Here is a 12,088-nt window from a genome sequence, read left to right as displayed (position 1 = left end):
GTCACCTCAGCGCGAAGTAGGGAGAGTTGAGCAGGAGCGCGGGCAGGTACACGAACGCCCAGCCGGCCGCCGCGTCGTTCGCCTTGAGCGGGCTGGCCGGGGTCTTGCCGTAAAACGCCGCGAGGGCCGTCGAGTGCTCGGCGGCGAGGGTGCGCCCGACCAGCCGGGTCGCCACCGCGTCGATCAGCGCGCCGTACGTGGGTGGGAGCGTCGTACCCGCGTACGCGGAGATCAGTGACGCCGGCCGTTGCAGCGTGCTGGGCCACCAGCCGGCCGTGATGTTGAGGTGCGCGTTCCAGCGGATGACCTGCCCGGAGGGGGAGGCCCAAGCGGTCGCCACGTCCGGGTAGCCGTTCGGCGGCGCCCAGGCCATCGGCGCCTGACCGGCCTCCTCACTGATCCAGTACAGCGCCTTCAGCGCCTGGGTCCCCGACTTCTCGGGCGCGTAGCCGAGGGTGCGGACGGTGGCGACGACATCTTCGTACGGCGTCCGCGTCTTGGCCCCGGCGGCAGCCGCGAACTCGGCGGAAGCGAACAATGCTCGCAGGACCGGCGCGATGGCGGTCTTGTTGTCGAGGTAGACCTTGGCGAGCCGGGTGACCAGCGCGGCCGGTGGATCGTCGGCGACGAACCGGACGCACAGCTTGGTGGCGATCCGCCGCGCGGTCGACGGGTGTACGGCCAGATAGTCGAGCAGGGCCAGAGCCGCACTCTGCCCGCCCGTCGCGGTGGCGTTGGCGTGCGTGAACCCGAGCACCTTGACCGTGCCGGTGGCGTGCTGGCCGGCGTCGTAGCGGTACTTCCCGGTGGTCCAGTCGACGGTCAGCCCGGTGAGCAGCCGGGCCGCGTACTTCACGTCGGATTCCGCGTAGCCCAGCCCGACCGTGTGCAGTTCGAGCAGCTCACGGCCGTAGTTCTCGTTCGGGGCGGCGCGCGTGGAGAACCGGTTGTCGAGATACGTGAGCATGGCCGCGTGCTGGGCGCTCGCCTTCAGCATGTCCGCGAACCGGCCCAGAGCGAAAGCCCGGATCACCGTACGGTCGTAGTCCGGCCGGCTGTCCCACACGTCGCCCGAGGGACAGGTCACGTTGAGGTGGTTGGACCAGAAGTCGCACATCACCTCGAACAGCTGCCGCTCGCTCCAGATCGCCCGGGCCACCGCGGCGCAGGACGTCTCGAACATCGCGTCCCACGAGTACTGCTTGGTCCGGGCGCGTACCTGATCGATCGTGAGACCGCTCAGCGGCAGCCGGGCGACCAGCGAGGTCGCCGTGGGGTCGGTGATGGAGGTGGGTTTGAGCTGCCGCTCCAGCCAGGCGTTGGCCCCGAGACGGCGGATCTCGGCGATCGAGGCCGGGGTCGGACCGTACGTGGCGCGGCGCAGCAGATGCAGCAACGGATCAGCGGGCAGGAAGTCCGTGGTGGCCGTCACGATCTTGCACAACGGCAGGCGGCAACCGGTCTGTCGGATTCCCCGCGCGCTGCTCCCGAACGGCAACCGACATACTTTTCACCCATGGCACAGCGCAGGCGCGGCGAACGACGGACCGAGGTGGTCGCCTCGGGCGTCGCCGAGCTGGTGCCGGACCCGGACCGGACCGGCGGCTGGACCCTGCTGCTCGACGGGGCACCGCAGTCCCACGTCGATCTGGGCGACCCCACGTACCTCGAGTTCGAGTACGTCCGGCGGATCGGCGCGGCGCTCGACCTCGTCGCGCCCCCGGGAGCGCCGTTGCGCGTGCTGCATCTCGGCGGCGGGGCGCTCACGCTGCCCCGCTATGTGGCGGCCACCCGGCCCGGTTCCCCGCAGCGGGTGGTCGAGATCGACGAGAAACTGGTCGAGCTGGTCCGGTCGGCACTGCCCTGGGACCCCAGGGCCAAACTGAGGGTACGGGTGGGAGATGCGCGCGAGGCGGTGACCGGCATGCGTGACGATGGGTACGACGTCGTGATCGTGGACGTGTTCGCCGGCTCCCGCACCCCGGCGCACCTGGCGTCGGCCGAGTTCGTGCGTGAGGTCGCCCGGGTCCTCGCCCCGGGCGGCTGGATGCTGGCGAACGTCGCCGACGGGCCGCCGCTGAACTACGCGCGTACCCAGGTCGCCACGATCCGGTCCGTCCTGCCCCGGGCGGTCCTGGTCGCCGACACCTCGGTGCTGCGCGGCCGCCGGTTCGGCAACCTCGTGGTGCTCGCCGGTCGCACCGAACCACCGGTCGAGGAGCTGCGCCGGCGCGCGGCGGGAGACTGGTTCCCCGGCCGGGTGGAAACCGATCTCGATCGATTCTCCGGCGGTCGCGCACCCGCAACGGACGTCGATGCGGTGCCCTCACCCACACCGCCTCAGGGCCTGTTCAGCGGCCGGTCATAGGTGCGAATTGCCTCACCAGCGGGTTGTCGCGGGGCCTCGTAACGGATCTAATCGAGGGTATGGCCGCCGACCTGACCCCTCCGGATGTCTTCGGACCCTTGCAGGACGGCGAGCGGTCCCTCTGGCGGGGACGCTGCGCGGTCGCTGAATACGCGTTCGACCAGGCGGCCTCCCTGCCCCGGTGGACGCTCCCGGAGACAACCGAGGTTCTGGTCACGAACCACCGCATAACGTACGCGAACACGGCCGAAAATGCGTCTGGTGAGGTCCACGTGACCTCTGGTGAACTCCGCTGGCTGTATCCCGAGCACATCCGGGTCCAGCCCGGCCAGCTCGCCGACGGCCGCCCGGTCTCCGCGACCCAGCTCCAACTCGTCTGCGCCGGAGCCGACGGTTCCTACCCGGCCCTCGTCTTCGCCGGCGGCGAACTGGCCGAGGTCAGCGACGCCGACAAACTCGCCAACGTCATCCGGCACGCGATCGCCCGCTTCCGGGTCAACAACGCGGCCGACCTCGACCTCGACGTCGACCAGGCCCGCGAACTCGCCAAAATGCTGATCGGCCCGGAATTCAGCAACCACCTCGGTGGCGAGGGCCAGACGGTCTCCCTGATCGGTGGCGTCGGCGTCCCCCGCCAGGCGACCGAGGCCAGCCCGGAGAGCGCGGGCACGTTCGCGCTGCCCGTCGTCCCGCCTTCGTCGCAGCCTTCGTCGCCGTCCTCCTCGTCGCCTTTGTCGCCGCCTTCTTCGCCGCTTGCCGAGTCGCCTTCGTCGCTTTCCGCATCGGTTCCGGAGTCGGTTCCGGAGTCGGTGCCGGAGTCGCTTTCCGGCCCGGAACCGGTTGCGGACCTCGCGGTCGGTCCGGACAGCGCTGAGCCCGAAGGCTGGCAGGCGGAAGCGGAAGAGCTCTCCGACTTCGTATCCGGCCTGACCGACGACGAAGCACGAGCGGTGCAGGCAGCGGCCGCCGACGCCGCCCGTCCCGACCTGGCCACCCGGGCGGCGAACGTGTCAGCCCGCATCGCCGAACTCCTCAACGGCCGCCCCGACCCGGTAGAGATCCCGGTAGCCGAACTCAGCGCCGGCGAAGTCCTCGACGGCACCATCATCTCCCGCACCGACCAGCCCCTCCCCGGCCCGCCCGGCTACGGCGCCGACTACCCGGAACCCACCTACGACCGCCGCTCCGGCCCCGGAGGCTACGGCCGCCGCCGGGCAGGCTCAGGTGGATACGGACGCCCGGACTACGGCCAGCTCGCCTACGGCCAGTCCGAGTACCGCCAGCCCGACCACGGCCAACCGGCCGCCCAGGGCCAGCCTCCGTACGGATCACCCACCTACGCCCAGCCCGGCGGTTACGGCCACTCTGCGCAGGGCGAGCCCGGCAATGGCCAGCTAGGTCAGGGTCAGCCCGGTTTCGGTCAGCCGGGTTATGGCCAGCCGGGGCAGAGTTCGCCCGGATACGGTCAGGCGGGGCAAGGCCAGCAGGGTCACGGCCAGCCGGCCCAAGGCGAGCCCGGTTACGCACAGCAGGGTTATAACCAGCCCGGGCCGGCTCAGCAGGGTTACGGCGAGCCGGGGCAGGGCCAGCGGGGTTACGGCGAGTCCGGGCAGGGCCAGCCCCACTACGGTCAGCCGGGCTCCGGCCAGCCCAGCTCCGGCCAGCAGAGCTATGGGCAGCCGGGGCAGGGTCAGCAGGGTTACGGCGAGCCGGGGCAGGGACAGTCTGGGTATGCGCAGCCGGACCCGGCTCAGAGCGTTTATGGCCAGCCTGGTCCCGGCCCGACGGACTACAACTCGGGTGGTTACGCCCAGCCCGGTTATGGTCAGCCCGGCTATGGTCAGCCCGGTTATGTGCAGCAGGGTTATGAGCAGCCGGGGTCTGGCGAGCCAGGTTCCGGGCTGCCCGGCGCTGGTGCGGTGTGGCCGGTTTCCGGGTCTCCGGTTTCGGGTCCGCCCGGTGCCGAGTGGCCTACGTCCGGGCCTCCCGCCGACTGGCAGGACGGTGACGACGAGGCCGGGAACGATCTGACTCCGCGGGCTGAACGGGTTCGGCGGGCCACCGCCAGGTTCAATGCGAACTCGGCGCGGGGCCGTGCCTCGGTGCAGCGTGCCGACAACGAGCCCGGCCACGGTAACAACCCGCAGGGCGGGAACCGCCCGCACTCGGACCAGCAACCGCCGCACTGACCCGGCGGTCAGTGCCCGCAAGCTACGGTCAGGGGCGGTAGCAGGTTCCGGCTTCGACCCGTTCGTCGTGGACCCGGTGGGCTCGGGTCAGCAGCGCCATCAGTTCGTCCTGTTCGCGGACCCGGGCCTGATACTTGGCGGGGAGCGCTTTGATGTGCTCTTCCTCGACGACGAGTTTGTGGTAGATCTCGTCGCAGTATTGCGGGTCCTTCTCGATCTCGAGGAACTCCGACGCGTGCCGTTTGGCCGCTGACGTGTACGTCACCGCCCTGCCCTTGGGGCTGAGCAGGGACGCGATCACCGTGATGATCAGGACGCCGATGATGAAGCCCAGGGATGCGCCGGTGCTGATCTCGATGACGTCGACGTGGTCGCCGCCGTTGATGAACGGGACGTTGTTCTCATGCAGGGCGTGCAGGATCAGTTTTACCCCGATGAACGCGAGGATCGCGGCCAGCCCGTAGGACAGGAAGATCAAGCGGTCCAGCAGGCCGTCCAGCAGGAAGTAGAGCTGACGCAGGCCGAGCAGCGAGAACGCGGTCGCCGTGAAGACCAGGTAGACGCTCTGGGTGAGGCCGAAGATGGCCGGGATCGAGTCCAGGGCGAACAGGATGTCGGTGCCGCCGATCGCGACCATGACCAGCAGCATCGGGGTCATGACGCGCTTGCCGTCCTGGTGCGTGAAGAGCTTGTCGCCGTCGTACTCGTCGGAGGTGCGCAGGAAGCGCCGGGCGATCCGGATGATGATGTTGTCCGCGGTGCGTTCGTCGTCGTCATCGCTCTTGAGCAGGTTGCCGGCGGTGATCAGCAGGATGAGCCCGAAGAGGTAGAAGACGAACGCGAAGCGGTTGATCAGCGCGGCGCCGAGGAAGATGAAGCCGGTCCGGGCGATCAGGGAGAACACGATGCCGAACAGCAGCACCTTCTGCTGGTCGGAGCGGGGCACCTTGAAGCTTCCGAGCAGCACCAGGAACACGAACAGGTTGTCGACCGACAGCGCCTTCTCGGTCACGTAGCCGGCGAAGTACTCCGCGCCCATGTCCTGGCCGCCGAAGATCAGCACGCCGAGCCCGAACAGAAGCGCGATGCCGACGTAGATCGACGACCAGATCCCGGCTTCCTTCAGCGTGGGGATGTGTGCTCGCCGCACGTGGAAGTAGAAATCGAAGGCGATCAGGCCCAGGATTGCTACGACAGTGAGGATCCAGACGAGGCCGGACACCTGCATGACACGCTCCACGGTCTCGGTCGATCGACGCGCTCAGTGTAGGGGCGCTCCCCGCTCCCCGCCCGGCGTGGTGATCGCTGCTTTCAGCTGCGAGTCGGTGAGGAACAACACACCGGTCAGGTCGGCGCCGCGCAGGTCGGTCCCGCGGAGGTCGGCGCCGGTGAAGTCGGCGAGCCGCAGATCGGCTTCGCGCAGGTCGGCCCCGATCAGCAGTGCCCCGCGGAAGCTTGCCCCGCGCAGGTCGGCGCCACGCATCTTCCACCCGATCAGGTTGGCGCCACGATGATCGGGGCGGCGTCCACCGGCCCCGGCCCGGGCCAGTTCGCTCGCTTTCTGCAATAACGGATTGACCTTCGCCCGGTACGCGTCCACGTCGATGGCGAGCAGCTCCTGCGGCGTACCCCGCGTGAGGGTGAGGGTCTCGTCCAGGGCGACCCGTAGCCGCGCGTGGAGGCGGTTCGCGGCGGGCAGCTCGAGCGCCCTGGTCACGTACCAGAGCAGTTCGTGGAGCTGGCGCATGACCGGAAGGACCGCGAACATCGTCCCGGCGATGCCGGGGGTGCCGCGCCAGTCGCGGCCGCCGAACGTCTCCTGGGTGACCTGCTGGCCGGCGCCGAAGCAATCGAAGACCACGCAGCCGGGGAAGCCCATCCGCGGCAGTTTCTCGTGGATGCCGCAGCGGAAGTCGTCTTCGAGGTTGCGGCAGGGTTTACCGGCCGGTTTGTTGATCGCGAAGTCCGAGGACTTCTCGAACGCGGGAGCGACGCAGCAGAGCCCCGCGCAACGGGTGCAATCAGCGTGTAACTGCAGCTCGGTCACCATCCGTACACCCTAGCCGGTCAGCCGAGTGGTCATTAAGCAGGACCAACCGGACGGGTGACTACGAAGAGTAATTGTTCCTAGGCTGCAGGCTGGTTCATCCGCCACTGCAAGGAGAAGCGCTGATGCGTGTCCGTACGACGGCCCTCGCCGCCACCCTCGGCTGTGCCGCCGCCCTCGGCCTCGCCGTTCCGGCGATTGCGGCCACCACCCCGACGATCTCGGTGCCGGCCGGCCGCCAGGGCTCCGGTCCGATCACCATCACGGGCACGGCGACCCCGGGCGCGACGGTCGAGCTCTTCGAATCGGCGTACACATTCGACGACTACTACGCGTCACCGGACTACACGACCGGTGGTGTGGTCACGGCGAAGGCGAGCAGCTCAGGTTCGTACACGCTGAGTCGTTTTATTGATTCTGGTTTCCGGTTCTATGTCCGGGTCGACGGCGTCGAATCGCGGCGCGTGCCGGTCGCCGTGGGCATCGTGCCGAGTTTGACCATGACCGCGTCGAACGGCACCGTCACCGCCAACGTGTCGGCCGACCCGGCCCAGCCCGGCCTGCGCGTGCACCTCCAGCGCTCCGCGAACGGCACCTGGTCGGATGTGGCCGGTGGCTACACCGCGGGCCAGCTCGCGATCTACTCCACGACGATCGCCGGCCAGGGCACGGGGACGAAGCAGTACCGCGCGGTGATCGACGCCGACCCGGAGAACAACCTGCTCGCGGGCCAGACCGCGACGATCGGCCTCAACGTGGGCAACGGCTCGGGCAGCGGCGGCGGCACCAAGCCGGTCCCTTCTGTCGCGAAGGGCGCGGTGCAGTTCTCCAAGATCCAGTACAACTCGCCGGGCGCGGACACCGGTAGCAACGCCAGCCTGAACACCGAATGGGTCCGCCTGACCAACAAGACCAAGGCGACGATCGACCTCAAGGGCTGGACCGTACGGGACGCGGGTGGGCACACCTACACGTTCGGCACCACCTACCGGCTCGGTGCGGGAAAATACATGTACGTCCACACCGGCAAGGGCACCAACGGCAAGCCGGACGCCAAGCACCGCTACTGGAACCGCACCGCCTACGTCTGGAACAACGGCGGCGACACGGCCACGCTGCGCACCCCCGCCGGCAAGGCGATCGACTCCTGCACGTGGGGCCACGGAAGCGGCGTCACGTACTGCTGACCTGCTCTTCCACCCTCGATTGAGGGTTCGCGCCCACCCCGTGCTAGCGTTATGCCAGAAGCCGACGCGGGGTGGAGCAGCTCGGTAGCTCGCTGGGCTCATAACCCAGAGGTCGCAGGTTCAAATCCTGTCCCCGCTACGTAGGTGAGTAGGCCCTGTTCGCAGCACACTTCGCTGCGAACGGGGCCTACTTCGCATTCTGCTCCGGGGGCCGAGCCCCCGGACGCCCCGCGTTGCGGTGGGCGCGCTTTGGGTGGTGGGCGCGCTTTGGGTGGTGGGCGCGCTTTGGGTGGTGGCGCGGTTGGGATTTGCCGTCGCCGTCGCCGTCGCCGTCGCCGTCGCTTTTGCTTTTGCTTTTGCTTTTGCGGGTTAGTGTTGCTGGGGGGTGGCTGGCTTCAGGGTGCCCTGTGTGACGTTGCGGATGTGGGCGCCGGCCAGCAGGGCGTGGGGGTAACCGAGGCTGATCGTGCTGGCCTCGTCGAGGCGGGCCCGTTGGTCCGGGCTCAGGTCCAGGTCCAGGGCGGCCAGGTTGGATTCCAGCTGCTCGGGTGTGCGGGCGCCGACGACGGGTGCGGTTACGTCCGGATTCTGCAGGACCCAGGCCAGCCCGGCCTGCGCGGGGGCGCGTCCCAGTTCGGCGGCGACCTCCTTCAGCGTGTCCGCGATGCCGAGGTTGCGTTCGGTGACGGTGCCCAGCGCGGCGGCGTTGAAGCCCTTGCGGGTGCCGTCGCCGGCGGTCACCCCGGCGAGGTCGGCGCGGGTGTACCGGCCCGCGAGCACCCCGCCGCCCAGCGGTGAGTACGGGCTGACGCCCAGCCCCAGCTCGCGTGCCATCGGGATCAGGTCGCGCTCGCCCGTACGCTCGATGAGGCTGTATTCGATCTGGATCGCGGTCAGGGGTGTCCAGCCGCGCAGATCGGCGATCGCCTGCATGCGTGAGATCTGCCAGGCCGGGGTGTTGGAGATCCCCACGTGCAGGACCTTGCCCTGCCGGACCAGATCGTCCAGGCCGCGCAGGATCTCCTCGACCGGCGTCGTGAAGTCCCACACGTGCAGGTAGAGCAGGTCGAGGTAGTCGGTGCCGAGCCGCCGCAGACTCGTCTCCACCGACGCGAACAGGTTCTTGCGCGAACTGCCGGTGGAGTTGGGGTCGCCCGGACGGCGCAGCGTCGAGTACTTGGTCGACAGCACCAGGCTCTCGCGCCGGTCGCGGACGAAGTCACCGAGTACTCGTTCGGCACTGCCGTAGCCCACGGCGGTGTCGACGAAGTTGCCGCCGAGCTCGATGTAACGGTCGAAGAGTTTGCGGGCCTCGTCCGGCCCGGTTCCCCAGCCTGTCTCGGTGCCGAAGGTGGCGGTGCCGAGGGCCAACGGCGAGACCCGCAGCCCGGAGCGGCCCAGCTGCCGATAGGTGTCGAGGGTGAGCGACATTCTGTCCTCCTGTGCGTGTGTTGCGCTGACGACAGAAGTCTGCGACCGCCGGGAACCGGGGATAAGGGAGAGAATTGCCTGGGAAGACGAGTCCTACCCGGGCAGTAGCATCGATCCGATGGATGCGACCCGGGAGCTGGCCACTTTTCTTCGGACGAGGCGCCGGCGGCTGGATCCGCGCGACTTCGGGCTGCCGGAGCGCCGCCAGGCTCGGCGGACCCCGGGCTTGCGTCGCGAGGAGGTCGCCGAGCTGGCCGGGATCAGCATCGACTACGTCGTCCGGCTGGAACAGGCCCGAGGGCTGAAGCCCTCCGCGGATGTGGTGGAGGCACTGGCCCGGGCACTGCGTCTGGCCCCGGAGGAACGCGTCTACCTCTTCGACCTCGTTCAGCAGCGGCCCCGGAAGACCTCCGGGGGTGGCACCGGTGCGGAGCCGTCCCTGGCCCGGCTGGTCACCGACCTGTCACCGCTGCCCGCCATGCTGACGAACCATCGCGGTGACATCCTGGCCTGGAACAACGAGATGACCCGCCTGGTCGCGGACTTCGGTGCCCTGCCCGCGGCGCGGCGCAACGCGATGTGGCTGTGCTTGATGCATCCGCCGACCCGCGACTTGTACATCGACCGGAAACGCGTGGTCCGGGAGGGCATGGCCCACCTGCGTGCCGCCTGGGCCACCCACCCGGAGGACGAAACACTGTCCGGGCTCATCACCGAGCTCACCGCCGACGAGGAACTCGCCCGCCGATGGGCGCAGGGCGACGTCAAGGTGAACGGCCGCGGCAGCAAGGCGATGCGGCATCCCACCGCGGGACTGATCGCGGTCGACTTCGACACGCTCACGCCGCTCGAGGACGTGGACCAGCGGATCCTGATCTGCCGCGCCGCGGACGACGAGAGCCGCTCGGCCCTGAAGCGGTTGTTCGCCTAGAACCGGGTGATCTCCTCGCGCAGCTTCTCGTCATCCTCGAGATCGTCCGGGTCGACCGACCGGGCAACGCCTGCGAGGCGCTCACGCTCGGACGGATGGTCCGCCCAGTACTCGGCGGGCAGACGCAACATGACCGACAGCAGGTCACCCGGGTAATAGTCGCCCTCGGCGAGGGGGTCGAGTTCGAGCACCTCCAGCGCGAGGGGCATCAGCACCGCCACGCCCACCCGCTGACCGATGAGCACCCGCAGGTCCTCGACATCCAGCGCGCCGATGGGCTTACGGCGCAGCCGGTGGACGGTCTCCACCACCGTGGATGCGTCCGCCGGCGCTTCACCCCAGGCGCGGTTCTCGATCTGCTCGAGCGACTGCTCCCGCGACATCTCTGCTCCTCGAACTCTCACTGTCTCGGCACGAACTGCTCGGAGTGGTCCAGCAGCCGGCTCGCGTCGCCCAATTCCTCCTGTGCCGCAGCCCGCTCGGCGTCGGTGCTGCGGGTATCCCCCATCAGGCGTTTGAGCTGGGAGATCCGCCTGGTCAGGCCGTTCTGCGCGTCGCGCACCTCGTTCACATGGTCCCACGGTGTGCCGTCTGACTTGCGCGCCACCACCTCGCCGTTGAGTTCGCGCCGAGCGGCGTCGAGGTCCTTCTCGGTCAGATGTTCCTTGATCCGGTCGGTCCTGCGGGGCGCCGAGCGGGCCGGTGTGCTGCCCTGCATAGGGGAGACCGCGTCCTCGTTCACCGCGTGCTGCATCAGCGACGCGCCGGCCACGGTGGTGAGGCCCACCCCGGCGACGACGCCGGCGGTCGAGACCGCGTTGATCGGTACGCCGGCGACCGCACCGACCCCGGTCGCGTCCAGCGCCAGGCCGACGCCCTCGCCACCCGCGCTCACCAGGGTCAGCCCGATGCCAGCAGCCGCGGTGAGGACCTCGCCAGGATGGTTGATCACGGCGTTGCCGACCGAGGCGAGGCTGTTGACCACGTCCGCACCGACGTCCTGGAAGAAGTCGCCGACCCCGTCGTACCAGGCCGATTTCTCCGGCGCGGCGTCCGCCTCCGCGGTCAGGATCCGGGCCGCGGCAGAACCGGTGCTGGTCACTTGGTTGCGGGCCGCGGACAAAGTGTCGCGGGCCAGTTGTCGCCCGGGTTCACCGGCGTCGACGAAGGGCGCCACCGTCTGCTGCGGCGTCGCCTGCGCCACGGCGTCGTCGTACGCCTGCCGGGCCTGCTGGGAGCGGGCTTGCGCGTCGTTCCACAGCCGGATCGCCTCGGTCGCCTGCTCCTGCGCCCACTCCAGCACGTCCGCGTACGTGGACAACGAGGACGCCGCCGCCTCCAGCGAGTTGGATGCCTCGTACCACTTGTTGGGCTCGTAGGAGAACTTGTCGCGGAACCCGTCGCCGGCCTTGCCCTGCCAGGCCCCGGTATCGATGTCGATCAGGCCGTCGCCGGCCGACTCGGCGTTCTTCGATCGAGCCCGCAGCGTCGTGACGTTCGCCCGCACGGTGACCGGCTCACCCGGCACCAGCGCCTTCGGATCCGAGGTCTCGCCGAGCTCAGCCATCGAGGGCCGCCACACCAGGGTCGCCAGTGAGCCGGGTGGCGGCCGCACCGTCCACCGCCCGGTAGGCGCGGGCCGCCTTGCCAAGGATGTCGCTGACCGTCCGCGCGTCCTCGACGAGCAGGTCGAACCCTACGTTCCAGCGGTCGCAGAAGTCTGTCATCGCGGCGTGCACGGTGTCGTCGCCGTACGCGCCGCGCGCCGCGCAGACGTCGGCCAGCTGTGACTTGCTCTGGTCGTCGATGGTGTGCGCGATCCCGTTGCTTGCCTTGTCCAGAGCATCGATATCGACATGAAATCCAGGCCCGTCCATGCTCCGGCCTCCCCGTTCGGCCGGTGACAACGGTACTCCCACCTCGCAAAAGGCGTCA

Annotated in this window: 10 protein-coding genes, 1 tRNA gene and 1 pseudogene; 5 read left to right on the top strand and 7 right to left on the bottom strand. The window is 69.2% G+C overall.

Going from position 1 to position 12,088, the window contains the following annotated elements:
* Position 1: 1 nt before the first annotated feature.
* Positions 2–1,432, bottom strand: a complete 1,431-nt coding sequence (locus tag ACIA6A_RS05990) for a DUF1800 domain-containing protein (protein WP_396096245.1) — start codon at positions 1,430–1,432, stop codon at positions 2–4.
* Between the two features lie 84 nt (positions 1,433–1,516).
* Between ACIA6A_RS05990 and ACIA6A_RS05985 the strand changes: the two genes are divergently transcribed.
* Both ACIA6A_RS05985 and ACIA6A_RS05980 read left to right on the top strand, forming a co-directional pair.
* Positions 1,517–2,368, top strand: a complete 852-nt coding sequence (locus ACIA6A_RS05985) for a spermidine synthase (protein WP_396096244.1) — start codon at positions 1,517–1,519, stop codon at positions 2,366–2,368.
* Between the two features lie 59 nt (positions 2,369–2,427).
* On the top strand, positions 2,428–4,557 hold the full coding sequence (locus ACIA6A_RS05980) for a hypothetical protein (protein ID WP_396096243.1): 2,130 nt from the start codon (positions 2,428–2,430) through the stop codon (positions 4,555–4,557).
* A gap of 283 nt (positions 4,558–4,840) precedes the next feature.
* On the opposite strand, the pseudogene ACIA6A_RS05975 reads toward ACIA6A_RS05980, so the two are convergent.
* Together ACIA6A_RS05975 and ACIA6A_RS05970 are read right to left on the bottom strand one after the other, a co-directional pair.
* A pseudogene (locus ACIA6A_RS05975) lies at positions 4,841–5,785 on the bottom strand (TerC family protein); the annotation flags it as partial.
* Positions 5,786–5,818: 33 nt separating this feature from the next.
* Entirely contained in the window at positions 5,819–6,607 is a 789-nt protein-coding gene (locus ACIA6A_RS05970; protein WP_396096242.1) for a pentapeptide repeat-containing protein, read from the bottom strand.
* 122 nt (positions 6,608–6,729) lie between these two features.
* Between ACIA6A_RS05970 and ACIA6A_RS05965 the strand changes: the two genes are divergently transcribed.
* Positions 6,730–7,791 (top strand): lamin tail domain-containing protein, encoded by a 1,062-nt coding sequence (locus ACIA6A_RS05965; RefSeq protein WP_396096241.1) that lies wholly within the window; start codon positions 6,730–6,732, stop codon positions 7,789–7,791.
* 65 nt (positions 7,792–7,856) lie between these two features.
* Positions 7,857–7,930: transfer RNA gene (locus tag ACIA6A_RS05960), tRNA-Met, on the top strand.
* Positions 7,931–8,160: 230 nt separating this feature from the next.
* On the opposite strand, the gene ACIA6A_RS05955 is transcribed toward ACIA6A_RS05960, so the two are convergent.
* Positions 8,161–9,222, bottom strand: a complete 1,062-nt coding sequence (locus ACIA6A_RS05955) for an aldo/keto reductase (protein WP_396096240.1) — start codon at positions 9,220–9,222, stop codon at positions 8,161–8,163.
* 118 nt (positions 9,223–9,340) lie between these two features.
* Here ACIA6A_RS05955 and ACIA6A_RS05950 point away from each other — a divergent pair, with 118 nt between their 5' ends.
* On the top strand, positions 9,341–10,153 hold the full coding sequence (locus ACIA6A_RS05950; protein ID WP_396096239.1) for a helix-turn-helix transcriptional regulator: 813 nt from the start codon (positions 9,341–9,343) through the stop codon (positions 10,151–10,153).
* Here ACIA6A_RS05950 and ACIA6A_RS05945 read toward each other — a convergent pair.
* From ACIA6A_RS05945 to ACIA6A_RS05935, 3 genes are read right to left on the bottom strand one after another with little or no spacing between them, the layout of a single operon-like run.
* Positions 10,150–10,536 carry a contact-dependent growth inhibition system immunity protein gene (locus ACIA6A_RS05945; protein ID WP_396096238.1) on the bottom strand — a complete coding sequence of 129 codons (387 nt, stop codon included), beginning with the start codon at positions 10,534–10,536 and terminating at the stop codon, positions 10,150–10,152. The genes ACIA6A_RS05950 and ACIA6A_RS05945 overlap by 4 nt on opposite strands.
* A gap of 17 nt (positions 10,537–10,553) precedes the next feature.
* Positions 10,554–11,720: a putative T7SS-secreted protein gene (locus ACIA6A_RS05940; protein ID WP_396096237.1), complete on the bottom strand. Its 1,167-nt coding sequence runs from the start codon at positions 11,718–11,720 to the stop codon at positions 10,554–10,556.
* A complete protein-coding gene (locus ACIA6A_RS05935; RefSeq protein ID WP_396096236.1) occupies positions 11,713–12,030 on the bottom strand; it encodes a hypothetical protein in 318 nt (105 codons plus the stop codon). Before ACIA6A_RS05935 ends, ACIA6A_RS05940 begins: the two co-directional genes overlap by 8 nt.
* Between the last annotated feature and the right edge of the window lie 58 nt (positions 12,031–12,088).

Source organism: Actinoplanes sp. NPDC051494, assembly GCF_044454705.1.
GTDB lineage: Bacteria > Actinomycetota > Actinomycetes > Mycobacteriales > Micromonosporaceae > Actinoplanes.
Note: the sequence above shows the minus strand (reverse complement) of the source record. Positions and strands in the feature narration are given on the sequence as shown.